27 protein-coding genes and 3 tRNA genes are annotated in these 26,216 nt (G+C 72.0%); 17 read left to right on the top strand and 13 right to left on the bottom strand.

Features of this window, described 5'->3' with window-relative positions; genetic code table 11:
- Positions 1 to 11: 11 nt before the first annotated feature.
- Positions 12 to 878, top strand: coding sequence for a dTDP-4-dehydrorhamnose reductase (gene rfbD, locus AB0D28_RS14755; protein ID WP_357385925.1), 867 nt, complete (start codon positions 12 to 14; stop codon positions 876 to 878).
- On the opposite strand, the gene AB0D28_RS14750 is transcribed toward rfbD, so the two are convergent.
- Both AB0D28_RS14750 and AB0D28_RS14745 read right to left on the bottom strand, forming a co-directional pair.
- Positions 875 to 2,329, bottom strand: coding sequence for a sugar transferase (locus AB0D28_RS14750; RefSeq protein ID WP_357385923.1), 1,455 nt, complete (start codon positions 2,327 to 2,329; stop codon positions 875 to 877). The two genes, rfbD and AB0D28_RS14750, sit on opposite strands and share 4 nt — an antisense overlap.
- 109 nt (positions 2,330 to 2,438) lie before the next feature.
- Entirely contained in the window at positions 2,439 to 3,506 is a 1,068-nt protein-coding gene (locus AB0D28_RS14745) for an LCP family protein (protein WP_357385921.1), read from the bottom strand.
- A gap of 138 nt (positions 3,507 to 3,644) precedes the next feature.
- Between AB0D28_RS14745 and AB0D28_RS14740 the strand changes: the two genes are divergently transcribed.
- Positions 3,645 to 4,670: an expansin EXLX1 family cellulose-binding protein gene (locus AB0D28_RS14740; protein ID WP_357385919.1), complete on the top strand. Its 1,026-nt coding sequence runs from the start codon at positions 3,645 to 3,647 to the stop codon at positions 4,668 to 4,670.
- A gap of 121 nt (positions 4,671 to 4,791) precedes the next feature.
- Here AB0D28_RS14740 and AB0D28_RS14735 read toward each other — a convergent pair whose 3' ends face one another.
- From AB0D28_RS14735 to bcp, 3 genes are all read right to left on the bottom strand, one after another.
- A complete protein-coding gene (locus AB0D28_RS14735; protein WP_357385917.1) occupies positions 4,792 to 5,310 on the bottom strand; it encodes a GNAT family N-acetyltransferase in 519 nt (172 codons plus the stop codon).
- A 73-nt stretch (positions 5,311 to 5,383) separates the two neighbouring features.
- Positions 5,384 to 5,459, bottom strand: a tRNA-Leu gene (locus AB0D28_RS14730).
- Positions 5,460 to 5,611: 152 nt separating this feature from the next.
- A complete protein-coding gene (gene bcp / locus AB0D28_RS14725) occupies positions 5,612 to 6,082 on the bottom strand; it encodes a thioredoxin-dependent thiol peroxidase (RefSeq protein WP_357385915.1) in 471 nt (156 codons plus the stop codon).
- Positions 6,083 to 6,205: 123 nt separating this feature from the next.
- Between bcp and AB0D28_RS14720 the strand changes: the two genes are divergently transcribed.
- The 4 genes from AB0D28_RS14720 to AB0D28_RS14705 are packed head-to-tail and all read left to right on the top strand — an operon-like array spanning position 6,206 to position 8,884.
- Entirely contained in the window at positions 6,206 to 6,925 is a 720-nt protein-coding gene (locus AB0D28_RS14720; protein ID WP_357385913.1) for an energy-coupling factor ABC transporter permease, read from the top strand.
- Positions 6,922 to 7,353 carry a PDGLE domain-containing protein gene (locus AB0D28_RS14715; protein WP_357385911.1) on the top strand — a complete coding sequence of 144 codons (432 nt, stop codon included), beginning with the start codon at positions 6,922 to 6,924 and terminating at the stop codon, positions 7,351 to 7,353. Before AB0D28_RS14720 ends, AB0D28_RS14715 begins: the two co-directional genes overlap by 4 nt.
- 2 nt (positions 7,354 to 7,355) lie before the next feature.
- The gene (gene cbiQ / locus AB0D28_RS14710) at positions 7,356 to 8,126 is read left to right on the top strand and encodes a cobalt ECF transporter T component CbiQ (RefSeq protein ID WP_357385909.1); all 771 of its coding nucleotides are present in this window, start codon (positions 7,356 to 7,358) and stop codon (positions 8,124 to 8,126) included.
- Entirely contained in the window at positions 8,123 to 8,884 is a 762-nt protein-coding gene (locus AB0D28_RS14705; RefSeq protein ID WP_357385907.1) for an ABC transporter ATP-binding protein, read from the top strand. The genes cbiQ and AB0D28_RS14705 overlap by 4 nt, the downstream gene beginning before the upstream one ends.
- Positions 8,885 to 9,023: 139 nt before the next feature.
- Here AB0D28_RS14705 and AB0D28_RS14700 read toward each other — a convergent pair whose 3' ends face one another.
- The 4 genes from AB0D28_RS14700 to AB0D28_RS14685 are packed head-to-tail and all read right to left on the bottom strand — an operon-like array spanning position 9,024 to position 11,951.
- Complete coding sequence (locus AB0D28_RS14700; RefSeq protein ID WP_357385905.1) at positions 9,024 to 10,112, bottom strand: hypothetical protein; 1,089 nt, start codon at positions 10,110 to 10,112, stop codon at positions 9,024 to 9,026.
- Positions 10,109 to 10,825 carry a thioredoxin domain-containing protein gene (locus AB0D28_RS14695; protein WP_357385904.1) on the bottom strand — a complete coding sequence of 239 codons (717 nt, stop codon included), beginning with the start codon at positions 10,823 to 10,825 and terminating at the stop codon, positions 10,109 to 10,111. The genes AB0D28_RS14700 and AB0D28_RS14695 overlap by 4 nt, the downstream gene beginning before the upstream one ends.
- Complete coding sequence (locus tag AB0D28_RS14690; protein ID WP_357385902.1) at positions 10,812 to 11,345, bottom strand: MauE/DoxX family redox-associated membrane protein; 534 nt, start codon at positions 11,343 to 11,345, stop codon at positions 10,812 to 10,814. Before AB0D28_RS14690 ends, AB0D28_RS14695 begins: the two co-directional genes overlap by 14 nt.
- A gap of 30 nt (positions 11,346 to 11,375) precedes the next feature.
- Positions 11,376 to 11,951, bottom strand: coding sequence for a sigma-70 family RNA polymerase sigma factor (locus AB0D28_RS14685; RefSeq protein ID WP_357385900.1), 576 nt, complete (start codon positions 11,949 to 11,951; stop codon positions 11,376 to 11,378).
- 221 nt (positions 11,952 to 12,172) lie between these two features.
- On the opposite strand from AB0D28_RS14685, the gene AB0D28_RS14680 reads away from it, so the two are divergent.
- The 3 genes from AB0D28_RS14680 to AB0D28_RS14670 all read left to right on the top strand — a co-directional run bounded on the left by AB0D28_RS14680 (position 12,173) and on the right by AB0D28_RS14670 (position 15,575).
- Positions 12,173 to 13,840 (top strand): copper resistance protein CopC, encoded by a 1,668-nt coding sequence (locus tag AB0D28_RS14680; RefSeq protein ID WP_357385898.1) that lies wholly within the window; start codon positions 12,173 to 12,175, stop codon positions 13,838 to 13,840.
- A 14-nt stretch (positions 13,841 to 13,854) separates the two neighbouring features.
- Entirely contained in the window at positions 13,855 to 14,580 is a 726-nt protein-coding gene (locus tag AB0D28_RS14675; protein WP_357385896.1) for a YcnI family protein, read from the top strand.
- Positions 14,581 to 14,723: 143 nt separating this feature from the next.
- Complete coding sequence (locus AB0D28_RS14670) at positions 14,724 to 15,575, top strand: hypothetical protein (RefSeq protein WP_357385894.1); 852 nt, start codon at positions 14,724 to 14,726, stop codon at positions 15,573 to 15,575.
- A 101-nt stretch (positions 15,576 to 15,676) separates the two neighbouring features.
- Here AB0D28_RS14670 and AB0D28_RS14665 read toward each other — a convergent pair whose 3' ends face one another.
- Positions 15,677 to 16,972, bottom strand: a complete 1,296-nt coding sequence (locus tag AB0D28_RS14665; RefSeq protein WP_357385892.1) for a glycosyltransferase 87 family protein — start codon at positions 16,970 to 16,972, stop codon at positions 15,677 to 15,679.
- Between the two features lie 74 nt (positions 16,973 to 17,046).
- Here AB0D28_RS14665 and orn point away from each other — a divergent pair, with 74 nt between their 5' ends.
- Both orn and AB0D28_RS14655 read left to right on the top strand, forming a co-directional pair.
- Positions 17,047 to 17,637 (top strand): oligoribonuclease, encoded by a 591-nt coding sequence (gene orn / locus AB0D28_RS14660; RefSeq protein WP_013474266.1) that lies wholly within the window; start codon positions 17,047 to 17,049, stop codon positions 17,635 to 17,637.
- Between the two features lie 90 nt (positions 17,638 to 17,727).
- A tRNA-His gene (locus AB0D28_RS14655) sits at positions 17,728 to 17,803 on the top strand.
- Between the two features lie 46 nt (positions 17,804 to 17,849).
- Here AB0D28_RS14655 and AB0D28_RS14650 read toward each other — a convergent pair.
- Positions 17,850 to 19,151: an Ig-like domain-containing protein gene (locus tag AB0D28_RS14650; RefSeq protein ID WP_357385889.1), complete on the bottom strand. Its 1,302-nt coding sequence runs from the start codon at positions 19,149 to 19,151 to the stop codon at positions 17,850 to 17,852.
- Positions 19,152 to 19,313: 162 nt separating this feature from the next.
- Complete coding sequence (locus AB0D28_RS14645) at positions 19,314 to 20,591, bottom strand: Ig-like domain-containing protein (protein ID WP_357385887.1); 1,278 nt, start codon at positions 20,589 to 20,591, stop codon at positions 19,314 to 19,316.
- Positions 20,592 to 20,778: 187 nt separating this feature from the next.
- On the opposite strand from AB0D28_RS14645, the gene AB0D28_RS14640 reads away from it, so the two are divergent.
- Positions 20,779 to 20,851, top strand: a tRNA-Lys gene (locus AB0D28_RS14640).
- Between the two features lie 204 nt (positions 20,852 to 21,055).
- On the opposite strand, the gene AB0D28_RS14635 is transcribed toward AB0D28_RS14640, so the two are convergent.
- Positions 21,056 to 21,940, bottom strand: a complete 885-nt coding sequence (locus AB0D28_RS14635) for a hypothetical protein (RefSeq protein WP_357385885.1) — start codon at positions 21,938 to 21,940, stop codon at positions 21,056 to 21,058.
- A gap of 440 nt (positions 21,941 to 22,380) precedes the next feature.
- Here AB0D28_RS14635 and AB0D28_RS14630 point away from each other — a divergent pair, with 440 nt between their 5' ends.
- From AB0D28_RS14630 to AB0D28_RS14610, 5 genes are all read left to right on the top strand, one after another.
- Positions 22,381 to 23,739: a hypothetical protein gene (locus tag AB0D28_RS14630; protein WP_357386133.1), complete on the top strand. Its 1,359-nt coding sequence runs from the start codon at positions 22,381 to 22,383 to the stop codon at positions 23,737 to 23,739.
- A gap of 7 nt (positions 23,740 to 23,746) precedes the next feature.
- A complete protein-coding gene (locus tag AB0D28_RS14625; RefSeq protein ID WP_357385883.1) occupies positions 23,747 to 24,631 on the top strand; it encodes a phosphotransferase in 885 nt (294 codons plus the stop codon).
- A gap of 448 nt (positions 24,632 to 25,079) precedes the next feature.
- Positions 25,080 to 25,241 carry a multiple cyclophane-containing RiPP AmcA gene (gene amcA / locus AB0D28_RS14620; RefSeq protein ID WP_357385881.1) on the top strand — a complete coding sequence of 54 codons (162 nt, stop codon included), beginning with the start codon at positions 25,080 to 25,082 and terminating at the stop codon, positions 25,239 to 25,241.
- A 91-nt stretch (positions 25,242 to 25,332) separates the two neighbouring features.
- Positions 25,333 to 25,650 carry a hypothetical protein gene (locus tag AB0D28_RS14615; RefSeq protein WP_357385879.1) on the top strand — a complete coding sequence of 106 codons (318 nt, stop codon included), beginning with the start codon at positions 25,333 to 25,335 and terminating at the stop codon, positions 25,648 to 25,650.
- An 18-nt stretch (positions 25,651 to 25,668) separates the two neighbouring features.
- Positions 25,669 to 26,139, top strand: coding sequence for a methyltransferase domain-containing protein (locus AB0D28_RS14610; RefSeq protein WP_357385877.1), 471 nt, complete (start codon positions 25,669 to 25,671; stop codon positions 26,137 to 26,139).
- The last annotated feature ends 77 nt before the right edge of the window (positions 26,140 to 26,216 follow it).

Raw genomic sequence — 26,216 nt, 5'->3', positions numbered from 1 at the left:
ACCGGCCACCGGTGACCCGGGTGCTGGTCACCGGCTCGGGCGGGATGCTCGGGCGGGACCTGCTCGCCGTGCTGCGGACCCGGCCGGACCTGTCGGTCACCGCCGCCGCCCGCGCCGACCTCGACGTCACCGACGCCCATGCCGTCCGGGACGCGGTGAGCGGGCACGACGTGGTGCTCAACGCCGCCGCGTGGACCGATGTGGACGGCGCCGAGACACGCGAGCGGGACGCCACAGCCGTGAACGGCGACGCGGTCGCCCACCTGGCCCGCGCGTGTGCCGGGTCCGGCACGCGCCTGGTGCACGTCTCCACCGACTACGTGTTCGCCGGGGACGCCACCGAGCCCTACCCGGAGGACGCGCCGACCGGCCCGGTCAACGCGTACGGGCGCAGCAAGCTCGCCGGGGAACAGGCGGTGGCCCGGCTGCTGCCCGAGACCGGGTACGTCGTCCGTGCCGCCTGGCTCTACGCCCCCCACGGGCGCAACTTCGTCACCACGATGCTGCGGCTGGCAGCTGAACGCGACCGGCTCGACGTGGTGGACGACCAGCGCGGCCAGCCCACCTGGTCGTACCGGCTCGCGGAGCGCCTCGTGGCGCTCGCCGACGCGGCGCTCGCCGGCGACGCGGCACCCGGGACGTACCACGGCACCGCCGCGGGTGAGACCACCTGGTACGGCCTGGCCCGCGCCGTCTTCGCCCTGCGCGGCCTCGACCCGGAGCGGATCCGGCCGACCACTACCGACCGCTTCCCGCGCCCGGCGCCGCGCCCCCACTACAGCGTGCTGGCGCACGGCCGGTGGGCCGCCGCGAAGCTGCCGCCGCCGGAGGACTGGCGCGCGGATCTGGCGCGGGCGCTGGCCGGCGACTGCGGCTAGCGGCCGCCGCCCCGGAAGACCTCGGTCACGGTACGCAGCACGATCTTGATGTCGAGCCAGAGCGACCAGTTCTCGATGTAGTAGTTGTCGAACCGCGCCCGGTCCGAGATCGGCGTGTCCCCGCGCAGGCCGCTGACCTGCGCCAGCCCGGTGAGCCCCACCGGGACGCGGTGCCGCATCGCGTACCTCGGGTACTCCACTGTGAACTTCTCCACGAAGTACGGCCGTTCCGGCCGGGGCCCCACCACGCTCATCTCACCGCGCAGGATGTTCCACAGCTGCGGCAGCTCGTCCAGCGAGGTGCGCCGCATGAACCGCCCGATCGGCCCGACCCGCTCGTCGTGCGCGATGGACCAGGTGGTCTGCGACTCGTGCTCGTCGGACGGGCGCATGGACCGGAACTTGACCACGTGGAACGGCTTGCCGTACCGCCCGATGCGCTCCTGGCGGAAGAACACGCCCCGGCCGCCGTCGAGGAACGTGGCGACGGCGCAGAGCAGCAGCAGCGGGCTCAGCGCCACCAGGGCGGTCACCGCGAACACCACGTCGGAGGCGCGCTTGAGCCGCCACCGGGGACCGGTGAGCGTGGTGTCGCCGATCTTGATGATCGGGATGGCGCCGATGTGGTCCGGGTAGCCGCCCTGCGACCGCGACCCCCACAGGCGCGGCACCGCCCACAGGTCACAGCGGGAACTGGCCGGGCGCAGCAGCGCCTCCATCAGGTCGGCCTCGGGACAGTCCGGGTCCGCGATCACCAGGACCTCGCACTCCAGCATGTCGACGAGCTTCTCCAGCTCGTCGATGGTGCCGATGAGCGGAAGCGAGCCGATCCGCGCCCGTGACCGGGCGTCGACAGCGCCGACGAACCGCAGCCCGTACTGCGGGTAGCGGCGCAACAGCCGGGCCAGCTCGCCGCCGATCGGCCCGCCGCCGATGACTATCGCGTTGTGCTCCACCCACCGGCGCCTGCGGGCCAGCAGGATGAGCCGGCTGTTCAGCGCCCGGCCGACGATCACCAGGCCGGCGGAGAGCGCGACGCCGCGCATGAACCCGCTGACGTGTGGCACCGAGTCGTGCCGCAGCGCCGCGATGATCGCCCCCACCGCGCCGGAGGCCAGCAGCCGGCCGCCGAGGCTCGGTAGTTCGTCGAGGATGCTGATGTGCCGCCGCGGCCGGTAGAGCCCGCCCGCGGCGAACAGGCCCAGGGTCAGCGCGGCGTTGAACAACGTGCCACGCCAGTAGTCCTGAGTCAGCAGCAACGGGGTGAGCAGCGCCGCGACGTCGATGGGCGCGGTCACCATCCAGGCCCGCAACCATCGGGTACGCGTCGACGCCCGCGACCCCGCGTACGGCAGCACCGTCGTGGTGTCCATGCCGCTGTCCATCGGCGCGTTCATGGCCGTGCTGGACGGCGGTGCGGGCGGATGCTCGTACGCCGGCAGGCGTGGCATTGTCGATCCTTCCCCGTGACGCCCCCGGTCCGGATACAGAGACCGACGGCGATCGCAGGATACGAGCGGCCCCGCCCCGCCGCCAGCACCGGCATGGCAGATCGACGTCCTACTTTCCGCTGATGGCGAGGATCTCGGGGACCGAGTCGCGGCGGACGGCGTCGAACAGCGTCTTCGAGCGCGCCGGATCGGGGAACACGACACTCTCGCTGCCGACTTGGCCCGTCCCCTTCACCGGGCAGGTGAAGAACGTCAGGTTGCCGCCGCGCAGGCCGCGCATCTCCATCGCGAGATCCACAAGCGACAGTGACTTGTCGACGGCCACGGAGCCGGACGTGGCGCGGACGAACGAGTTGAGCTTGGCCGGGTTGGTCAGCACGCCACCCGACGCGGCCTTGTCCAGGATCGCCTTGATCACCTGCTGCTGGTGGCGGATGCGCGCGAAGTCGCCGTCGGGGAAGGCGTGCCGCTCCCGCGCGTAGTCCAGCGCGGCGGCGCCGTCCATGGTCTGCCGGCCCTGCTTGAACGTCCGCGTGCCGATCAGCGAGTACTTCGTGGTGAAGCCTCTCTCCACGTCGATCTCGACACCGCCGAGCGCGTCGATGATCTCCTTGAATCCGGCGAAGTCGACCATCGTCACGTTGTCCACACGTACGCCGCTGAACTTCTCCACCGTCTGCACCATCAGTGGCACGCCGCCCCAGGCGTACGCGGCGTTGATCTTCGCGTCGCGGCCGCCGCGGCCCTCCTTCGACTTCGGGATCGCCGTCCAGGTGTCCCGGGGGATCGAGATGAGCTGGGCGCTCGCCCGGTCCTTCGGCAGGTGGGCCAGGATGATCGTGTCGCTGCGCGAGCCGCCGGTGCTCTCCGGGTCACGGGAGTCGCTGCCCAGAATCATGATGTTCATCGCGCCCTTGGCCTCGACCTGTGGCCGCGACTCCTCCGGTACGCCCTCGAAGGCGTCGACCCGCTCGATGGACTTGTCGACCGAGCGGTAGTAGAGGCCACCGGCCACTGCGGTGCCGCCGGTGAGCAGCACCGCGACGAGCAGCACGATCAGGGCGATCCGCCGGCCCCGGCGGCGCCGGGGCGCCTTCTCCTCCGCCGGCGCGCCCGGCTCCACGTCGGAGCCCTGCGAACGCGCGTCGGGGTCGGTGAGCTGGTGGCGATCGGACATGCCGCGATGCTACTGAGTCGCGTCGTACCGTGTGGACCCGCGCGGGAGCGTGTCGCCCCCGCCTGCGCGCCGCGCCCGGATTAGCTTTCGCTTAGCTCGCTTGTCCGGCGGCACGCCGGTCCGGCAGCATCGACCGGCGTGACCGACGGCACCCCACCCCACCCGCCGACCACCGGCGACGCGCCCGGATCCGCGGCCCCGGACGGCCGGCGCCGCACCGCCACCGGCCGCCACCGGCTCGCCGCCGCCGGTCTCGTCGCCGTCGCCGCCGCGGTCGCGGTGACCCTCGCGGTACGCGGTGGCGCCGCCCCCGCCTGCGCCGCACCGCCTCCGCGCGCCGCAATGGCACCAGTGGCCGCTCTCCCGCCCGGCGCCGCCCTGCCGGTGGCCGCCGCTCCGCCCGTCGGCGGCGCGACGCACAGCGGCAAGGCCACCTTCTACGACTCCGAGGGCGCCGGCGGCAACTGCTCCCGGCCCGCGGCGCCCACCGACCGGATGTACGTCGCGCTCGGCCCGGGCGAGTACGCCTCCGGCGCCTCCTGCGGCGGGTTCCTCGACGTCACCGGCCCGCGTGGCACGGTCCGGGTGCTGGTGATGGACCAGTGCCCCGAGTGCGCGCCGGGTCACCTCGACCTCTCCGCCGAGGCGTTCGCCCGGATCGCCGATCCGGTGCGGGGCGTGGTGAAGGTCACCTACCGCGCGGTGGTGAACCCGTCGCTGCCCGGGCCGCTCACCTTCCGGATGAAGGAGGGCTCCTCGCAGTGGTGGTTCGCCGTCCTGGTCGGCGACCACGGCAATCCACTGCGCTCGGTCGAGGTGCGGCAGAACGGCTCGTGGCGTACGGCGCAGCGGCAGGACTACAACTACTGGCTGATCGAATCGGGGGCCGGACCCGGCCCGTACGAGATCCGGGTCACCGACGTGTACGGCCACCGCGCGACAGCCGCCGGCATCCGGATGCTCCCCGGTCAGGTGCAGCGCGGCACGGCCCGCATGTACGGCGCGAAACCCGCAGCCCGCACCCCCGCCCCGAAGAAGCCGAGCCCCACACCCACCCCCAGCCGGACCCCCACCCCTTCCCTGACGACGACGCCTTCGTCCTCCAGCCCCGCCCCAGCCGGCACGGCCCCCCTCGTGCAGGCAGCCCCCGCCCCCTGCTCCTGACCCCGCCCCACCCTCGCCTCGCGTTGATCTTGCACTTGCGGCCCTCGTTCTGCCCTGGATGTGGCTTTTGCGGGGGCGGAAAGTGCAAGATCGACGAGGTGGGGTGGGGTGGGCGGCGGGGTCAGGGGAGGGGGAGCCACATGAGGATCTCGTCGCGGGCGTCGGTGGGGGACAGGCGCAGCGCGGCGGGGAGGCGGCCGACCTCGCGGTAGCCGAGGTGCTTGTAGAAGCCGTCCAGGCCGAGGCCGTCGCGGACCGTCACGTGCAGCGCCGCCAGGCCGAGCCCTCGGGCGATCCGCTCGGCCTCGCGCATCAGCGCCGCGCCGTGGCCGCGCCCCTGCGTGCCGGGGTGCACCATGACGCGCTTGAGCACCCGCCAGTGCGTCTTGAGGTGGAACCGGTTGTCGGCGATGATCAGGACGGCCACCAGTCGGCCGCCCTCGTAGCCGGCGAGCAGCCGGTCCGGCCCGTCCGCGATCTCGTCGAGCGTCGAGGTGGCGAGCGGGCGCACGTCGTCGGCCGTCACCGGGGCGACGAAGCCGACGGCGCCGCCGGCGTTCGTCACGTCCACCCAGAGCGCGACGATCTGTTCGCGCAGCTCAGGGGTCAGGTCGGGGTCGAGTACGAAGCGCAGGTCCACGCCCGTAATCCTGCGCGCGGCAGTGCGGCCGGGACCCGCGTTCGTGACCTTCGTGACAGTCGCCGTGGACGAATGGTAGGGCCGGCGGGATTCGAACCCGCACTGGTGCGGACCTAAACCGCATGCCTCTGCCGTTGGGCTACGGCCCCTCCATGGTGAACACCGTAGTCCTCCACGGCCGTTGCGGCCGACGCGGCGGGCGCCCGCGATCGGAAGCCGGGCGGAAGCCGGTCGGTGTCACAGCCTCCGGATCGTAGACCACATCCGGAGCCACCGAGGCCGGCCCGCCCGCGCGTACGGCTCAGTCGAGGCCGAGATCCCGGCGCAGCTTGGCGACGTGGCCGGTGGCCCGCACGTTGTAGAACGCGTGCTCGATCTTGCCGTCCTCGTCCACCACGAACGTCGAACGGATCACGCCGGTGACCGTGCGGCCGTACATCTGCTTCTCGCCGAACGCGCCGTACGCGGTCAGCACCGCCTTGTCCTCGTCGGAGACCAGCGGGAACGTGATGGCGTCCCGGTCGCGGAACTTGGCGAGCTTGGCCGGCTTGTCCGGCGAGACGCCCACCACCTCGTATCCGGCGGCCTGGAGCGAGGCGAGGGAGTCCCGGAAGTCACACGCCTGCTTCGTGCAGCCGGGCGTCATGGCGGCCGGGTAGGCGTACAGAATGACCTTGCGGCCGCGCAGGCCGGCCAGGGACAGCGTGCCGCCGTCGTCGGTGGGCAGGGTGAAGTCGGGGGCGGGGTCGCCGGGCTTGAGGCGGTCGGTCATGGCGGTGACGATACCGCCGGGCCGGTACGGCCGGCCGACGGCGACGCGCGGGCGCGGTGACGGCCATCATGAGGTTGTTGCAAGATATTGGCAACAGCGCCTTCCTGGAAATACGCTGAGCGCGTGGACACCCTGGCGATGCACATCTCCAACGGGATCATCAACGGTCCGGTCGCCGCGATCTTCGCGGCTCTCGCCCTCGCCGCGCTCGCCTTCTGCGTGCTGCGGGGCCGAGCCGACCTCGACGACCGGCTGGCCCCGATGGCCGGTCTGGTGGCGGCGTTCATCTTCGCCGTGCAGATGCTCAACTTCCCGATCTTCACCGCCGGGGTCAGCGGACACCTGCTCGGCGGCGCGCTCGCCGCGCTGCTCGTCGGGCCCTGGGTCGGCGCGCTCTGCGTCGCCGTGGTGCTGATCGTGCAGGCGCTGGTCTTCGGTGACGGCGGGGTGGCGATGCTCGGCCTCAACATCACCAACATGGCGCTGCTCGGCACCGCCGCCGCGTACCTGCTGGTCGCGCTGCTGCTGCGGGTGCTGCCGCGTACCCCGGCCGGGCTGGCGGTCACCGCGTTCGTCTCCGCGCTCGTCAGCGTCGTGGTCGCGTCCCAGGGATTCGTCTTCCAGTACTGGCTGGGCGGCACCACCGACCTCGGCGGCAACCTCGCCGGCCTGGCCGGCACCATGGCCTTCGCCCACCTGCTCATCGGCATCGGCGAGGGCCTGATCACCGCGACCACGGTGGTCACCGTCGCGAAGGTCCGGCCCGATCTGGTGTACGCGCTGCGCGCCCTCAAGCCGGCCACGCCGGCTCCCGCCGTCCCGGTCGCCGGAGGTGCCCGATGAACAAGCGTCACTGGCCGTTCCTGCTCGGCGGCCTGCTGGTGGCACTGGTGCTTGCCGGCGTGGTGAGCAACTACGCCTCGTCGCACCCGGACGGGCTCGACTCGTCGCTGCTCAAGGGCTGCACGGTGAACGCCGACGACGAGATCACCGGCGGCAGCTGCCCGGCCCAGCAGGCGAAGGACCACGAGCTGGCGGACAGCCCGCTGGCCGACTACGGCGTACGCGGGATCGGCAATGACTTCGTCTCCACCGGCCTGTCCGGCGTGCTCGGCGTGCTGCTCACCTTCGCGTTCGGCGGCGGCCTGTTCTGGCTGGCCCGCCGCCGCGGCCCCGCCACGCCCGCCGCGCCCGCCGCGACTACCTCCCCGAACACGGCGAGCGCCGACGCGGCGGACGGGGCCGCGACCCCGTCCAGCGGCACCCGCTGAGCATGGGTGCCGGGCACGCGCACGTGCTTTACCGCGAGTCCGGCTCGCCGGTGCACCGCCTCCCGCCGGAGGTGAAGATCGCCGCGATGGTGCTGTTCACCATCGCGGTGGTGGCCACGCCCCGGGAGGCATACTGGGCCTTCGGCGGGTACGCGCTCCTGGTCGCCGTGGTGGCCGCGCTGGCCCGGGTCGGCCCGCGCTGGCTGCTCAGCCGGGCGCTCATCGAGCTGCCGTTCGTGCTGTTCGCGTTCGCGCTGCCGTTCCTCGGCGCCGGGGAGCGGGTCGAGGTGGCCGGGCTCGCCCTGTCCGTCGACGGGCTGCACGGCGCGTTCAACATCCTCGCCAAGGGCACGCTCGGCGTACTCGCGTCGCTCCTGCTGGCGGCGACCACGACGACGCGTGACCTGCTGCTCGGCCTGGACCGGCTGCGGTGCCCGCAGATCCTCACCCAGATCGCCACGTTCATGCTGCGCTATCTGGAGGTGCTCGTCGGCGAGGCCCGGCGCATGCGGGTGGCCCGGGTGTCGCGCGGGGACGACCCACGCTTCCTGTGGCAGTTGCGCGGCTTCGCGGCCGGGGTCGGCACGCTGTTCCTGCGCGCGTTCGAGCGCGGCGAGCGGGTCTATCTGGCGATGCTCTCCCGCGGCTACACCGGCCGGATGCCGGCGGTGTGGCAGGGGGCCGGCGCGGCCACCGCCGGCCAGTGGGCGGCCGCCGCGACGGTGCCGGCGATCGCGGCCACCATCGCCGCCGTCGCGCTCGTCCTGCAATGATCGGGTACGTGCGGCAGCCACCCTCCCTGAACGTCGACGGCGTCCGGTACGCGTACCCGGACGGTCACGTCGCCCTGCACGGCGTGGACCTGACCGTGTCGCGCGGCGAGCGGGTGGCGCTGCTCGGGCCCAACGGTGCCGGCAAGACGACGCTCGTGCTGCACCTCAACGGCGTCCTCACCCCCACCGAGGGCACGGTGAGCGTCGGCGGCCTGACCGTCACCCGCGACCGGGACACGCTGGCCGAGGTGCGCCGCCGTGTCGGCATCGTCTTCCAGGACCCGGACGACCAGCTCTTCCTGCCCACTGTCGCCGAGGACGTCGCGTTCGGCCCGGCCAACCTGGGCCTGCGCGGCACCGAGCTGACCGCCCGGGTCGACGAGGCGCTCGCCGCGGTGGGGATGAGCGAGCACCGGGACCGCGCGCCGCACCACCTGTCGTTCGGGCAGCGGCGCCGGGTGGCGGTGGCGACGGTGCTCGCCATGCGCCCGGAGATCCTGGTGCTGGACGAGCCGTCGTCGAACCTCGACCCGGCCGCCCGGCGGGAGCTTGCCGAGATCCTGCGCGCCCTGCCGGTGACGCTGCTCATGGTCACGCACGACCTGCCGTACGCGGCCGAGCTGTGCCCCCGCTCGGTGATCCTGGACGGCGGCCGGATCGTCGCCGACGCCCCCACCGCAGAACTCCTGTCCGACGAGGCGCTGCTGGCCGCCCACCGCCTGGAGCTCCCCTACGGCTTCGCCCCCCGCCCCTCCTGACCCGAGCCGTCCCTCCCCCCGCCCCACCCCGTCTGCGGCGATCTTGCACTTTCTGCCCGGGCAGAAAGTGCGAAAGCCGCACCCGAGGGGCAGCAACTGCAAGATCGCGGGGCCAGACCCGGGGGAGGGGCGGCTCGGGTCAGGGCACGGGGGCTGGGTGCGGGGTGGGGCGGGCTGCTCTTGCGGCGGTGCGCAGGCGCAGCAGGCCTGCCGCCACCGCGCCGGCGCCTGTGGCCAGGCCGACCACCACCAGCACCCGGACCAGCACCGCCGGGCCGGCGGCCGGTGGGATCGCGCGGGACAGCGCGGCCAGGTTCGTCGCCCCGGCGAACAGCGTGAGGCAGGCGCCGGCGAGCGCCAGCACGAAGTCGGCGGCCGGGCGGCGGGCCAGCGCGTACCCGCCCGCGGCGAGCGCGCCGATCCCGGTGAGCAGCGTCCAGATCTGCCCGGTGACCAGCTCGGCGAGCGTCCCACCGACGCCGGGAGCACCGGTGTCCAGCGCGCGGGCGACGGTGAGCGCCACAGTGGCGGCGCCGCCCAGGGCGAGCAGCGCGCCGACCGCGCGCAGCGCCCGCACTCCGGCGGCGGTGCCGCCCGGCGCCAGCCCCGCCGCGCCGATCAGCAGGAAGCCCAGCGTGGCGGCCACCCACCAGGGGTACGGGTCGGGTGGCGGCACCCAGTCCAGCGTGCCGCGTACGGCTCCGGTGGTGTCACCGGCGCGCAGCGGCACCGTCCAGTCGCGTACCCGGTGTTCCCGGTCCGGGTCGGCGGCGACGGCGGCCGGCGGGGCGTCGTCGCGCCACAGCGTGCGCTGGTCGTGCCAGCGGGCTGTCGGTCCGTCGTCGATCCGGCGCCAGTCCGGCGCGGCGGCCGGGTTCGCCTCGGCCGGCAGCCGGGTCTCGCCGGCCAGCGTCCGGTTCAGATACGTGGCGGGGGAGCGGGTGTTCTCGTACACGCCGCCCGGGCCGATGCGCAGGTACGGCTCACCGGAGTAGCCGAGCACCGTCACGTCGGCGCCGGTGTCGTTCGTCAGCTCCAGCCGCGCGCCGGCCTCCACCATGCGTGCGGTGAGGCCGGGGCGGTCCGGGTCGACGCCGCTGATCGTGGCGCGGTAGTCGGTGCCGTCGGGCGCGTCCGCGCCGTGTGCGGCGGCCGGGCCGGCGAGTGTGAGCAGTGCGGTGGCCGCGACGGCGAGCACCAGCGCGGCCCGGCGCAGGGGTGCGATCACTTGCCGGCCGCCTCCACCGCTGCCTTGATCCCCTCGGGGCTGCGGTCCCGCAGCTCACTGCCGTTGATCTTGATGGTCGGGGTGCCGGTCACGCCGGCCTTGCTCGCCTCGTCGGTGACGTGCTCGGTCCACGACCGGTACGTGCCGTCGGAGACGCAGGACGCGAACTCGTCCCGGTTCAGCCCGACGCCCGCGCCGACGTCGACGAGTTCGTCGTTGCTGAGCCCGGCGCCGCCCTCCGGCGGCTGCTTGGCGAAGAGCTGCTCGGTGAACTCGCGGAACTTGCCGCCCTTGGCGGCGCAGCCGGAGGCGGCCGAGGAGCGGGTCGAGTATTCGGTGGTGGAGAAGCGGTTGAGGAACGCGACCGGGTGGAACACCAGCTTCGCCTTGCCGTCGGTGACGAGCTGGTTGAGCGTCTCGCCGTTGATCTGCTGGAACTGCTTGCAGGCCGGGCAGAGGTAGTCCTCGTACAGGTCGATGGTGACCGGTCCGGTGCCCTGCACGATGCCGGTGCCGGCGTCGTTGGCCCCGGGCGGGGCGGTGAACTCGTCGGACTTCTGGCTGGAGTAGGCGGCCCAGCCGATGCCACCGGCGATGACGAGCACCAGCACCGCGGCGATCGAGGTCCAGAGCGTCCGCTTGCGCCGCTTCTCCCGGGCGATCTGCTCGCGTACCACCCGGGCCGCGTCCCTGCGCCCCTTACGACTGCTCATCGTCGTCCTCCACCGTGTCGTCGCCCGCCAGCCACCCGTCCACCGAGAACGGGGTGCGGGGCCAGATCAGCAGGAACCCGGCGAGCGCCAGGAACCCGATGTCCCGGAGGATCTCCGGGAGGTAGCTGGGCGTCTGGCCGGCGGCGAGCTGGCCGCCGCTGCCGAAACACCCGCAGTCGATGGCCAGGCCCCGGGCCCAGGCCGAGGCGATGCCGGCGATGAAGACCACCAGCAGCGCCGCGGAGACGCCCGCGCTGACCCGGGTGGCCAGCCCGACGAGCAGCAGTACGCCCAGGGCCAGCTCGACGAACGGCAGCGCCGCGCCGATCACGGTGGCCACGTCGTACGGCATCACCTGGTACGCGTTCACGGCCCGGCCGGAGGCGGCCAGGTCGCCGACCTTGGTGCCGCCGGCGATCAGCCACACGGCGGCGAGTCCGAGGCGGGCCGCGACGCCGAGCCAGGGGCGCAGGGCGTGCCAGCCGCCGGCCCGGGGGGAGGGGGAGGGGGTCACAGTCATTCGTCGTCCGAGCGCCATGAAAGGTTCCCGCTATCCGGTCATCGTGTCGCCGACGGCGCCGACCAGCTCGTCGCGGGCGCGTGCCACCCGGGAGCGGATGGTGCCCACCGGCACCCCCTCCACGTCGGCGGCCTCGGCGTACGACAGGCCGAGCAGCTGGGTGAGCACGAACGCGGAGCGCCGCTCGGCGGGCAGCCGGCGGACCAGGTCGGTGGCGCCGAGCTGCCCGGCCGGGTCCGGGTACGGGCGGTCGGTGGCGGCCTGGGCGGCGAGCCGCGCGTCGAGCCGGCGGCGGCGCACCACCGTCCGCAGGTGGTCGGCGCAGGCCCGCCGGGCGATCCCGAGCAGCCAGGTACGCACGCTGGAGCGCCCCTCGAAGCCGGACAGCGCCCGGAACGCCCGCAGGTAGGTCTCCTGGGTCAGGTCGTCCGCGCTGTCCGGGTCGACGAGCGCGGCGGCGAAGCGCCACACCTCGGCCTGGGTGGCCCGGACGAAGGCGGCCTGCGCGTCGCGGTCCCCGTCGCGGGCGGCCAGCGCCCAGCCGGTGGCCGCGTCCCGAGCGGCGTCGGGGCGGTCGGCGGCGGTGTCGCGCGGGCCGGGGATCACGTCACCCGAGGTTACGCGGCGTACCCGGACGGGACAGGGTCCTTCGACCCATTCCGTGGTCCCGCACACGCCGGGAACTTTTTCCCGCCGCCGTCCGACTACCCACCCATGACATCCGAGCAGGCCCGGCGTGGCGCGTGCCGTCGAGGCGGCCGCGCGCTGGGCCACGCCCACCGGAGACCGGCTCGCCGGACCCGGCCCGGTTCGGGAACCATGGCGGCATGACTGCTGCCGTACGCCGCCCGTCCCGGGTCGTCGCCGCCCGCTCCGGTGCCGTCGCCGGGCTGCTGCTCCTGCTGGTCGCCCTGCTCCTCGTCCCGGCCACCCCGGCCGCCGCACACGCGGTCCTGGTGAGCAGCAGCCCGGCCGCCTCCGCCGTGGTTCCCGAGGCGCCCGCGCAAGTGGTGATCACGTTCAGTGAGGGCGTCCGCAAGGTGCCGGGGAAGGTACGGGTGATCGCCCCCGACGGCTCGCGCGCCGACCGCGGCGAACCGACCTTCCGGGGCGCCGAGGTCACCATCCCGGTGGACCCCTCCGGGGGGCGCGGCACCTACCTGGTGAGCTACCGGGTCATCTCGGCCGACAGCCACCCGGTCTCCGGCGCGTTCACCTACTCGGTCGGGGCGCCGTCCGAGCCGCCCACCGACAGCGGCTCGGACAACCGGGCGAACCCGGTGACCGAGACCGCGGTGAAGGTGGCGAAGTACGCCGGCTACGTCGGGTTGCTGCTGCTCGTCGGTCCGGCGCTGGTGCTGGCCGCGCTCTGGCCGGGCCGGCTCTCCCGCCGGGGGCCGGCGCGGCTGGCCTGGACCGGGCTGGGCCTGCTGGCGGTGGCGACGGTGGCCGAGGTGTGGCTCCAGGTGCCGTACGTCAACGGCGGCGGCCTGTTCGACGTGACCGGCTCCGGCCTGGGTGACGTGCTGGGCAGCGCCTACGGCACCACGCACCTGGTCCGGCTGGGCCTGCTCGCCGCCGCCGCGTTCCTGCTCCGGCCGCTGTTCGCCGGTCCGATCGGCCGTACCGACGGGATCATCCTGGCCGTCCTCGGCGGCGCGGCGCTGTTCACCTGGCCGCTGGCCGGGCACGCCGCGGCCTCGCCCGCGCCGGCGGTCTCCGTGATGGTGGACGCGGTGCACCTGGGCGGCATGGCGGTCTGGCTGGGCGGTCTGGTCATGCTCGCGGTGTTCCTGCTGCGCAGGGCCGACGAGCGCGAGCTGGACGCCATCCTGCCGATCTGGTCCCGGTGGGCCGCGCTCGCGGTGGCCGCGCTGCTGCTGGCCGGCACCGTGCAGGGGCTCATCGAGGTGGCCAGCCTGGGGGCGCTGTTCGACACCACGTACGGCCGGCTGCTGCTCGCCAAGATCGCGCTGTTCGCGTTGGTGATCGGCGTGGCCGCGTACTCCCGGGCGCTGGTGCGGCGGCGGGTGGCCGCCGGCCGGCCGGGCGCGATGCGGCGGGCCGTGGTGGCCGAGCTGGTGATCACGGCGGTGGTGCTCGGCGTGTCCGCGACGCTCGTGCAGACCACCCCGGCGCGCACCGCGACCGCGAATGTCGCCGGGGCCGAGCAGGGCTACTTCTCCGCCACGCTGAGCAGCCCGATCTACTCGCTGGAGGTCCAGTTCGACCCGGCCGAGACCGGGAACAACACGCTGCACCTGTACGCCTACACCAAGGACAGCCGCCCGCAGCCGGTGCAGGAGTGGAAGGTGACCGCCGCGCTGCCGTCGGCCGGGATCGAGCCGATCGCCGTCCCGCTGCTGCCGTTGAGCGACAACCACGCCACCGGCGAGGTCAACCTGCCGGCCCGAGGCGACTGGCAGTTGCGCATCACCGTCCGTACCACCGACATCGACCAGGCCACGGTGACCGCCACCGTGCCGATCAAGTAACGGAAGGTCCCCCCATGATCCGTCTCCGGCGTCCCGCGACAGTCGCCGCGTTGACCCTCGCCGCCGTCGCCACGGCCGTACTCGGCCTGGCCGGGCAAGCCTCGGCGCACGTCACGATCAACCCGGCCGAGGGCACACAGGGCGGCTACGGCCGGTTCGCGTTCCGGGTGCCGAACGAGAGCGACACGGCGTCGACAGTCAAGGTCGAGGTGAACCTGCCGGAGAACGCCCCGGTCGGCTCGGTCTCCACCATGCCGGTGCCGGGTTGGACGGTGGCGGTGGAGAAGCGCAAGGTCGACCCGCCGATCGAGGTGCACGGCAGCCAGCTCACCGAGGCGGTCTCCAAGCTGACCTTCACCGCCGCGCCCGGCGGCGGCGTGAAGCCGGGCGAGTTCCAGGAGTTCCCGGTGTCGATGGGCCCGCTCCCGCAGGCCGACACGATGGTGTTCAAGGTGCTCCAGACGTACTCCGACGGCAACGTCTCCCGGTGGATCGAGGAGCCCACGCCGGGCGCGGAGGAGCCGGAGAACCCGGCGCCGGTGCTGAAGCTGGCCGGGGCGGCGCCCGCCTCGCCGGGCGCGAGCGCGCCCGCTGCCGCCGCTGACGACGACGATGACGACGAGGACTCCGGCGTGGCCACCGCCCTCGGTGTGGCGGGCCTGGTCGCCGGACTGGGCGGCCTGGCCCTGGGCGGTCTGGCGTTCGCGCGTACCCGGCGGGAGCCCGCCGCGACGTCGTAGCGAACGTGAGCGACGCACCGGCCCGGCGGACCGATCCGCCGGGCCGGTTGCCGTCCCGGGCCGGTGCTGCCGATATCCGGCGGTCGGCCGACGCGCGTCGGTAAGGTCGGCCGGGTATTCGGCTACCGAGAGGGACGACGCGAATGCGTTTCGTACGCACGATCGCCGGCATGGTGTTGCTGGCGCTTGGGGTTCCGGCGCTGCTGGCGGGCGGCGGCCTCTGGTTCGCCGCCCGGCACGCCGGCCCGGACGGCGGGTTCGACGCCCGGTTCGAGCCGGTCCGCACGCCCGCCCGGGCGGTGCTGGTGACCGACGTGGACGCGTTGCTGCGCGCCGACGCGCCGCTCGCCCGCACCGGTCAGGTCCGGCTGCGCCTGACCGCGCGGGACGACGGCGGCCCGGTCTTCCTCGGCCTGGCCCCGGCCGACCAGGTGCGACAGTGGCTGGCCGACGTCCCGCACAGCACCGTGCGCCGCGTCGCCGTCACCCGGGGCCCGCTACCTGTCGACCTCGACCCGGCCACCGCCGGTGCCGGCGACGTCGCGCCGATGACAGAGCCCTTCTGGGTACGCCAGGGCGTCGGCTCCCTGGAGTGGAGCCCGGCGGAACTGGCCGACCGGTCGTTGAGTCTGGTCGTGCTGCGCGTGGACGGTGCGGCCGGCCTCGACCTGCGGATGCGTGCCGAGCTGCGGGCCGGATGGTTCCCCGGGCTGGCGTGGGCGCTGCCGGCCGGCGGGACGCTGCTCGTGGTCCTCGCCGTCGTGCTGCTGCTGCGCCCGTTGCGGCCCCGTGAGGTGGTCTTCGTGGTCGAACCGGACCAGGTGCCGGTGCTGGCCGGTCGCCTCGGCGTCACCTCGCTGAGCGGGCTGGGCCGGCAGCCGGGCCCGGCGTCGCGCCCCGAGCGGCACCTGGTGGCAGTGGGCTCCGGGTGCGGCGGGCGGGGCCGCGCGGCGATCGCCGCACCGCCCGGCCGGTGCGAGGACCACGAGGACTGACGCGGAGAACCCGAACGGCCCTCCGCGCTGCCGACGCGGAGGGCCGTTCTCACCGGGGGATCGGTGCTACCTGGGAGAAAACTGAGGTAGTTGCGACCAGATTAGCGCTTATCGCCATTTGTTGCGAGATGTGTCCGTTCAGTCCGGGTCGTCGGCGACGCGTCCCGGTGATGACGGATCGGGAGCACCGCCAGCAACAGCAGGCTGAGCAGCACGTACAGGTTGCGGACGACGAAATCGACAGGGTCGTCGGTGTGCACGATGGCGGTGCCCCAGTCCTGGAACGACACCAGGCCGTACACGATCGGCAGGCCCACGACGGCCGTCAGCGCGAAGAGGCCGCCGCGACGGCGGGCCCCAGCGGGCGTCGCCGGATCGGCGTCCAACGCCGCGTCGACGAGCACCACCACGGCGGGGATGAACCAGTACAGGTGGTGGATCCAGGTGATCGGGCTGACCAGCCCGCCCACCAGGCCGGTCAGGGTGAGACCCACGAGCGCGTCCCCCGCCCGGGCCGCGCGCGCCGCCCGCCACAGGCCGAACGCGGCCACCGCCAGCGCGAGCATCAGCCACGGCAGCCGGCCCGCCTCGGCCGTCGGGGACAGGCGGCTGAGCAGTCCGAACAGCGACTGGTTGCCGGTGTAGTCGGTGCGGCCGACCCGGTCGGTGGTCCACAGTTCGTGGGTCCAGAACCGCCACGAGTCGCCCGGCGCGAGCGCCGCGGCCAGCAGCGTGGCCACCGCGGCGGTCACCGTGGCCACCGCCGCCGCCCGCCACTTGCGGGCGGCGAGCAGGTAGAGCACGAAGATGCCCGGGAAGAGCTTGAGCGCCGCGGCCAGCCCCACGCCCACACCGGCCCAGCGCCGACCCTGCGGTACGGCGAACAGCAGGTCACCGAGGATCAGCACCACGAGCAGCATGTTGATCTGCCCGAGCGTGAGCGTCTCCCGGGTGCTCTCCACCGCCAGCACCAGCAGCACGGCGACCGTCAGGCCGAACCCGCGCGGGAGGTCGTGGCGCCGCAGCACCGGCAGCACCAGCCAGCGGGTGGTCACCACCACGGCGGCCACGGTCAGCACCGCGAACGCGGCGACAGCCACACCGAGCCGCAGGTACCCGAACGGGGCCAGCAGCAGCGCCGCGAACGGCGGGTAGGTGAAGTAGAGCGCGCCCTGCACCCGGTCCGGCTGGACGTAGTCGTAGAGCGGATGCCCGGACGTCCACCAGTCCATCGCCGACATGTAGATCTTCTGGTCGTAGAAGTTGTGCCGCAGGTTGGGCAGGTAGAGCGCCGGCAGGATCGCGACGAGCGCCAGCACCGTCAGCACCCGGCGGGCCGTACGCGCGCCCGCGCCGTCACGGGCGACGGCGGGTGAGGCGACGGGTTCGGCTGGCACGCAGGAAACCCTAGCGGTCCACCTCGGCCGCCGGGCCGAGGCGCGGGCGGGTCGGCGGCGCGTAGTCTGTCCCGGTGGCTGATCTTCTCGTCTGGATCGACTGTGAGATGACCGGGCTCGACCTGCGGCGCGACGCCCTGATCGAGGTCGCCGCGCTCGTCACCGATCCCGACCTCAACGTGCTCGGTGACGGCGTCGACGTGGTGATCCACGCCGACGACGAGGCGCTCGACGGCATGCCGGAGATCGTGCGCACCATGCACGCCAAGTCCGGGCTCACCGAGGAGGTACGCCGCTCCACGGTGACGCTGGCCGAGGCCGAGGACATGGTGCTCGACTACGTGACCAGCTACGTGAAGGACCCCCGCACCGCGCCGCTGTGCGGCAACTCGATCGCCACCGACCGGGGTTTCCTGGCCCGCGACATGACCCGGCTCGACGCGCACCTGCACTACCGGATGATCGACGTGTCCTCGATCAAGGAGCTGTGCCGGCGCTGGTACCCGCGGGTGTACTTCGGGCAGCCGCAGAAGGGCCTGGCCCACCGGGCCCTCGCCGACATCCGGGAGAGCATCCGCGAGCTGGAGTACTACCGGCGGACCGTGTTCGTGCCGCTCCCGGGCCCGGACGTCGAGGCCGCGAAGGCGATCGCCGCCCAGCTCTGACGCCCGCGCCGAACCCGGTGGACGGGGCTGGCCGGAGTGTGGCTATGATTAGTCCGCGCACCGCCCCGGGCGACCGGAGCGGCGAGCATGGTGGCTGTAGCTCAGTTGGCAGAGCACCGGGTTGTGGTCCCGGTTGTCGTGGGTTCAATTCCCATCAGTCACCCCAAACACGAAGCCCCCTCCTCCGGGAGGGGGCTTCGTCGTGTGCGGGGTCAGGGGGTCGGCTCGACGCTCGGAGTGCCGGCGTCCGGCGTGGTGTCGTCCGACGGCGGCTCGTACGGCAGGGCGCTGCCCTTTACGTACTCGTCCCAGCTCATGTTCCAGTCGGTCCAGCCGTTGCCGTTCTGGAGCTTGCGCTCGGTGCCCTTGACGGTGATCGGGTCGCCGAGGCGGGTGTTGGCGAACAGCCAGTTGCCGTCCTTCATCGAGACGTTCACGCAGCCGTGCGACACGTTCGATCGGCCCTGCACGCCCTCGGACCAGGGCGCGGCGTGGATGAACTCGCCGCCCCAGGTGAGCCGCTGGGCGTAGTCGATCTCGGTGCGGTAGCCCTCCTCCGGGCCCAGCTCCTCCATGGTGTCGAAGACCGTGTGCCGGAGCTTCTCCATCACCACCATGGTGCCGCTGGAGGAGGGGGTGCTCTTCTTGCCCAGGCTCACCAGGATGGTCTTGACCACCTTGCCGTCACGCGTGACTGTCATCCGCTTGGTGCGGTTGTCGACAGTCATCACGAACGACGGGCCGATCTTCAGGTCGACGCTGAGGTCGGACCGGCCGTACCAGCCGCCGCCCAGCGGCAGGCCGCCCGCCTGCACCTTGTAGCTGACGGTGCTGTTGGGCTTCCAGAACGTCTTGGGCCGGTAACGCACCTCGGTCGGGCTCACCCAGTGCCAGATGCCCTCCTGGGCCGGCTTCGCGGTGACTGTCATCCGGCGCTGGATGTCGTCGCGGTAGTCCTCCGGGATGGCCCGGCCGAACTTCACGATCAGCGGCATGGCCACGCCCACGACCTGGTTGTCGCCGAGGAAGCTGGTGACCCGGATCTGCTTGGCCGGCTTCGCCATCGTGGTGAACGTGCTGGTGGCGGTGGCGGGCTTGCCGTCGTCGCCGGTCGCCGTCACGGTCGCCGTGTACGTCTGCCCGTACTCCAGGGCCGAGGACGGCAACCAGCTCTTGCCGTCCGAAGCGAGCGTGCCGTCGACGACCTTGCCGGCCGCGTCCTTCAGCTCGACAGTGGTCTCCTGCGCCTCGGTCGTGGTGAAGGTGACGCCGGTGGACGCGGGCACGTCCTTGGCGTCGGCGGCGGGCTCGCTGATGGTGGCCGCCGCCTTCGGGGCCTTCTCGCCGCCGTCGCTGTCGCCGCCGCCCTGCCAGCTCGACGGCTTGTCGCCGCCACCGCTGGTGCAGGCGGTCAGGGCCATCGCGGCGGCGAGCAGCCCGGCCGCCAGCGCACGGCGGCGCCCGACGCGTCGGGCGCTCACGCCCCGGATCGGTTCGTCCTGGCCAGCTCGCATGACTCCCTCACAAGGTGATGCCGTTCCCCGTCGTCTCTGGTCAGACGCGCGGGAGCGGGTACGCGTTGCCGGACGTGAACCGGAACACCCCACGCGGGTGTAACGATTCCATGAGCGTCCGACGCTTCGTCGGAGGTGGCGTGTCCGACCACGTTACGCCGGTCAGAACGGCGCCGGCTGCCCGCCCTGCGGAACGGGCAGCGCGCTGCCCGCGACGAACTGCGACCAGCTCATGCTCCACGCGGTCCAGCCGTTACCAGGGGCCAGGCGGCGCTCGGTGCCCTTCACCGTGATCGGGTCGCCCACCATCGTCTTGCCGAACAGCCACCGGCCGTTCGCCATCGACACGTTCACGCAGCCGTGCGAGACGTTGCGGCGCCCCTGCACGCCCTCGGACCAGGGTGCCGCGTGGATGTACTCGCCGCCCCAGGTGATCCGCTGGGCGAAGTCGATCTCCGTGACGTAGCGGTTGGCCGGGTCCGGCTCGCTGCGGGTGTCGAAGACGGTGGACTCCTTCTTCTCCATCACCACCATCGTGCCGCTGGAGGAGGGGGTGCTCTTCTTGCCCAGGCTCACCGGCAGCGTACGGATCACCGTGCCGTTCTCGGAGACCGTCATCTGCTTGGTCGCGTTGTCCACGGTCATCTCGAACGCGCGTCCGATCTTGGCGGTGGCGCCGCGGTCGATGTTGCCGTACCGGCCGTTGCTCAGCGGGATCCCGGCGAGCGCCAGCCGGACCGTGATCGTGGTGCCGGTCTTCCAGTACTCCGGGGCGCGGTAGTACGCCTGGGTGCCGTTGTCGACCCAGTGCCAGGCGCCGGGCTGTGGCGGGTCGGTCTGCACGAACATGCGCTTCTGCACCGCGGCCCGGTCCTTCTTCGGGATGCCGGGGGAGAACTCGGCGACCACCGGCATCGCCACCCCGTAGGTCTTGCCGCTGAACATGTAGAGGCCGGAGCCGATCATCGACTTGGGCTTGGCCATCGTGGTGAACGTGCTGGTGCCCTGGTAGGTCTGGCCGTCCTTGCCGGCGCCGGTGACGGTGGCCGTGTACTTGGTGCCGTACTTGAGCGCGGCCGACGGCACCCAGCTCGACCCGTCGCGCCGCATCCGCCCGGCGACGGCGGTCCCGTCGGCCGTGGCGAGCACCACCTTCGACACGGTGCCGCCGCCGGGGATGCGGGCGCTGATCTCGGTGCTGACCGGCCGTGCGTTCGCGCCGTCGGCCGGGCTCACCGTCAGCGGCGGCGCGGCGGCACTGTCGCTCGGCGAGGCGCTCGGGTCCGCGGGCGCGGCGGACGAGACGCCGCCGACCTGCTGCTGGCCGGGCACGAACTCCGGCGCCTTCCCCTCGTCGTCGCCGCCGCACCCGGTCAGCGCCAGCGACGCCGTCAGGACCAGGGCGCCCACCGTCGCCCCGGCCCGCGCGAACCTGCCCATGCCCACCCCTGTCCTCGCATGCCTGGCGGACATCGTGCCGTATCGACGCTCCCGTGCCCGCCCCCGAGCCGGATCGGATGGCCGTTTTGGCCGCTTTCGCCGGTTAAGCTCGTCCGAAGGGTGGACCCCGGTATCGGATTGGAACCCGCCTCGGCGGGCGTGCTAATCTTCTTCCCGTTGTCAGCGAGCGCCGCTAGCTCAACTGGCAGAGCAGCGGACTCTTAATCCGCGGGTTCGGGGTTCGAGTCCCTGGCGGCGCACAGACGAGCAAGGCCCTGACCTGGTGGTTCACACCGGGTCGGGGCCTTTTTCGCGTACGCCGAGAGTGGGTGGTGGCTCGGTGGGTGCTCCGGAGCCGTTGGACCGGGCCGGTGTTGCCCGGACTGAACGCGGGTCTCGTGTACGTCCGGCGCGCACCGCTGGTCTTTTCCGGGCTTGATGGGGCCGGGCGTGTCCGGGGCGCGTCAGGCCAGAGCTTCCGGGGTGCGCCGCCGCCACCACGCGCTGAAGAGGGTGACCACGTGCGTCTTGATCTCGTCCGTGATGATCTCGTGCCCGTCGCCCATGAGCGGCCGGACGGCGTGCTTGTAGACCTCTGGGTGGTGTTCGACCGAGGGGCAGGTGAAGATGGCCAGCATCCTCAAGACGCGCAGGGTGTCTGTTCCGAGGAGGGGAAAGTGAGCCTCCAGCAGCCTCGCCAGGGCTGACCACACCTTGTCCACGACAAGGCGGATGACGGCGTCGGTCACCAGCCGGGGCAGCCCCGAATCGAACCGCCGCGACAACGCGTCGGTGATGAACTGCTTGGCGGTATCCGTCAGCAGTTCGACGGTCTTGTTGATCTTTTCGATCAACTGGGTCAGGGCCACCAGCAGGCCGCACCATGTGTGATCAGCCAGGCGCTTCTTGACCTCCCTGGCGTCAGCCTTATTCCGGACGAGGCTGTCTATGCCGGCTGAGATCTCGTACCACGGGTTCTCCATGACCTGGTGGGCAAGGGTGTCCATCCGGCCAAGGTCTGATGACATCGATGTTGGCTCAACATCGCGTGGCAGTCGGCCGTTGATTCTGGTTCGGCCGTCGGCGGCCCACAGGTAGTCGGTGATGTCCAGGCGTGCGAGGTCAAAGTAGATTTCCCGGTTGTGGGCGTTGAACTTCTGGCGTCCGGATCGTCTGTCTTCCTCCACCTTCTCCTTGAGTTCACGCCGCCGGTCGTCGCGCTTCTCTGGCCGGTCGGCGGCCAGAGATGTCCATCCTTGCCAGCCGTGTTGTGAGCCCCCGCAGCCGGAGCATGTGCAGCCCGGCCTCTGGGCGTTTGCGCAGTTGGCTCTGTGGGTGTTGGTCATCATCCGCAAGTCGCCGCCCGGTCGTTTGCGCTCAATGTGACTAGCCAGTGACTCTATGTCAGGCAACGATGGATGCCAATGGATGTGTGACTGGGCCGGGGCAGCTCGACTCGAGGCCTCCACCTTCTGCGGGCGTTCTGCCTGGTGGGAGCCTATAGACCTGCTTCATCTGCTGGGCTGCGACGGATTATTGATAGACGGCTCTTCCCTCATCTGCATCACTCGCTTCCGTCCCAGACCGGCGACCAAGGCTCGGGCTGGACAGGTCATGGCGCTCCGGAGCCTGCGCTGATCCCAGGAGGGGACATGCTGAGGGCTCATCGTGGGTCTTCCGGATGCCACCCCGAGCGTCGACTCTGGTTGGGCTGTCGACTCGACCGTCATTGACTTGATGTGTTGGCGCGGATGCGTTGTGCTGTCGGGTGGTCGTCGTCCGATCGGAGGTGATCGTGGCCGCGCAGGTGGATCCCGAGTGGTGGAGTTCGGGGCTGTGGAACGGCCGACCGATCAGCGAGTTTCTTCAGCGGCGCGACATCACTGCGGTCTTCCGCTTCCTTCACGCCCGAGGCGTGTCCTACGGCAGGATCGCCGCTCTCGTAGGCCTCTCGCCTCACCGCGCTACGGAGATCGCCAAAGGCGTCCGGCAGGTCACGGCGTACGAGGTGCTGGAACGGATCGCCGTGGGTCTTCACATTCCGCGTCCGGTCATGGGGCTCGGCCGCGCCGAGGACAGCACTATGCCGCGTGACGTCAGCATCGAGACCGTGGCCGGTGAAGCGGATCGGTCGCCTGCCCGTATGGGGAGCAACGAGGCCGGAGGTCTGGTCAGACTCCGTCTGGGACTGGACGAGGCTCTGGCGGCGTCGAGTGTCGCCCCTCGGCAGCTTGAGCTGATCGAGCAAAGCGCTGGCGAGCACCTGCGGGTCTATCCCTCGGCTTCGCCACAGACGATGCTGGCGCTGCTGGCCGCCGACTGCCGAGAGGTGCAGATGCTGTCGCTTCGGCGCCAGCCGGCGGCGGTCCAGGCCCGGCTGTCCGGGGTGGCGGCGCTGCTGGCGACGATGTGCGCTGACGCGTTGATGAGGCTTGGGGATGTTGCCGAGGCTCGACGGTGGTACGGCACAGCGATCCACGCGGCGGACGACAGCGGGGAGGCTCGGTTCAGGGTGCTCGTGCGTGCCCAGGCGGCGATGCTGCCGTACTACTTCGGGGATCCCGCCCAGACCGTCGCTCTGGCAGATGCGGCTCTGGCGGTCACCCCGGCCGCATCGTCGTCGGGTGCCCTGGCGGCTGCGGGCAGGGCACGTGCCCTGGCCAGAATCGGTGCCACCGAGCAGGCGCGGTCGCCCGTCGATCAGGCACGCCGGCTGTTCGATCAGGCTGGCGACGAGGACACCGACGTGGCGTTCAGGTTCCCGGCGAAGCGGCTGCTGCTCTACCTCTCAGGCGCGTACACCTGGCTCGGTGACACGGTGAAGGCGTACCGGGTCCAGGACGAGGCGTTGCGGCTCTACGGCACGGCTCCGGCCGTGCCGATCGATGCGGCGCTCATTGCCCTGGACCGGTCGATGTGCCTCGCGCGGGATCGGCGGGTGACCGAGGCACTGGTAACCGCGCGTGACGCCGTCGCGGACCTGCCCGAGACGCAGCGGACGGAGATCATCCTGACCCGGGCCAGCGATGTGACCACGGCGATTCCTGGAGAGAGCCAGCGGGGTGAGGTCGCCACCTTGACGGACTACCTACGGGCCTGCCGCGAGCGCGCCCGTAGGCTTGGGACCACAGCCGCACTCGGTCCCTAGGAGCCCCATGTTCGTCGAGGCGCGCACTCGGCCGGTGCTCTCCGAGGTATGTCGTCTCCTCGGCTACCCCGACTCGGACGCGGCTCTGCTGCGGCACCACACCAACGCCGTCTACGCCGTCGGGGACGTCGTCATCAAGATCGCCCCTGGCGACCAGGACCTGAACCGGGTGCGCGCGATGGTGGCCGTGGTCGACTGGCTGGTGGACCGAGAGTTCCCCACGGTCGGCCTTCACCCGGGCCTGTCCCAGCCGTTGGAGGTGGGCGGGCACGCCGTCACTGTCTGGCAGCGTCTGGACCCCGCACACGACCATCCCATCACCGTCTCCGAACTCGGAAGCCTTCTCCGGGATCTGCATTCCCTGCCTGTTCCGCAGCTGCCATTGCCCGTGCTGCGGCCGATCCATGGCATCGAGCTATCCGTGACCCGTTCGGAGATCCTGAACGGCAAGGAACAGGATCTGCTGCTGGGCCAGCTCGAGACGCTGGCCGCCGGCTGGGAGGCGATGCGGTTTCCCCGTGGCACGAGCCTGATCCAGTCAGATCCGCAGATTCGCAACGCGCTCCGGCGTTTCGACGGCACGCCCGTACTCGCCGACTGGGACGGCGCCGCCCTTGGGCCCCGCGAGTGGGACATCGCCACGGTCGCTGTCCACTGCCGCCGGTTCGATCCGCCCGGCTCCGATGCCTTCGCCGGCTTTACCGCCGCCTACGGCTGGGATGCCACCTGCTGGCCGGGGTTCGAGGAGCTGTGCCAGCTTCGCGAGCTGCAGATGATCGCTACCAACGCCCGAAAGTCCCGCCCCGGGACCGAGGCCGCCGACGAGGTGCACCACCGGATTGCAGGACTTGTCCACGGCGGGCCGGAACTCCGCCGCTGGCACATCCTCTGAAATGAGTCTCGTAGGGACGGCGTAGTACCGCCTGTCCTCCTCGCATCGGTCGGGGCCGACCACATAGAGGCCCACCGTGGCCCACCACGCTGGGTCTGTCTCGGGCCCGTGCCGCCCGCGATCGTGGACGTCAGGAACACGTCGGCGGAACGATCCAGGACCATCCTGATCCCATGGCGCCGGCGGGTCAGCGGCAATGTCACGCCAGGGAGAACCAGATGGACGTGTCGATCGGCGACAGGTCGGAATGCGATCCGACGCACCGGCAAGTGCTCGCGCCGGGCACTCCGTCGACCATACGGGTGACTCCCCGTTCGCGTACCGCCATCGAGGCTGTGTGGGCGGGTGACCGGCGGTCTGCTCCCCGCCGCTGGCCGATGGCGGTGGGCTTGCCGGTACGCCGGCAAGCTCACCGCACTCAGGCGGCGGACCCGAGCGGGGGCCGGCCATGACCGTTTACCTCTCGCGCAACGCGACGATGGGCGACCCGCCAAGAGGCCGCCCGGCAGCGGCTCAAGCGTTGCGACCGGCGTCGGCCGATCCGCCGCTGCTGACGTACGTCTGGCAGATCGTTTTCGAGCGGCAGACGCGGGAGCGTGAGGCTCGATGAGCAGCGACCGGGGCTTCTACGCGGAGATCGGGACGCCTGCGCCCCTGGCGCATCTACGGTTGCGTCCGCTGGCGCTGCCGTGGTGGTCGGTATGACGGCCCCTAGCGAGCGCTCCCTGCCGCACGTGCCGATGCGGCCACTGTGGCTGTGCCGACGGTGCGGCCAGCCGTGGCCCTGCGGCGCGGCGAAGGTCGCCCTTCTGACGGAGTACAGGGACAGCCTGGTCAGTCTCTTCCTCTATCTGGCCAGCTGCCTGCATGACGCGATCGACGATCTGCACCAGCTCCGGCCCAGCGACACCGGCAGCACCGCCCATGTCTTCGACCGCTTCCTCGGCTGGCCAGCCCGGCACACCCGCTCCTACCGGCTCTCCAGCAGGACTTCTTCTAATGATCAGGACTTCTTCTAGTGATGAGGAGGAATCTTCATGAGCAGCACTGACGTCATCAACGCGCCGCCGCAGACGGTCCGGGTGAGGGTCCCGGCAGGAGCGGCGCATGCACTCTGCCGATTGGGTCCGACACGTAACGGCACCATCGCGGCCACGGTGGAGGTACTCGGCCGGCGGATCGAGATCGAGACGCCGGAGGACGGCCCGGTCCTCTTCCCGACCGACGTGGGGCTCACGTTGCTGAGCGCGCTGAACGCCGACCCTGGCCTGCCTGTTGCGGGTGCCCGCGCCTTGGACATCGGGTGCGGCTCCGGCCTGTATACGGTGGCCCTGGCCTCGGCGGGCGCGGCACATGTGACCGCGTTGGACGTCAATCCGGCATGTGCGGAGGTGACGCGCGACAACGCGTCCCGCAACGGCATCTCACCCGCCCAGGCGGCCACGATCGTCGGGGACCTCGCCGAATTGGCAGTCCCCGAACCCTGGGACCTAGGGCGTGTTTCATAAGCCGGTCAGAGCCACTCGCAGATGATGGTGATGGTCAGGACGGCCTGGAAGCGGACGGCTAACTTGTCGTAGCGGGT

Origin of the sequence: Micromonospora sp. NPDC048169 (genome assembly GCF_040652815.1) — a bacterium.
Taxonomy (GTDB): Bacteria; Actinomycetota; Actinomycetes; order Mycobacteriales; family Micromonosporaceae; genus Micromonospora.
The sequence above is the reverse complement of the archived record's forward strand: the minus strand, read 5'-3'. Positions and strand labels throughout refer to the sequence as shown.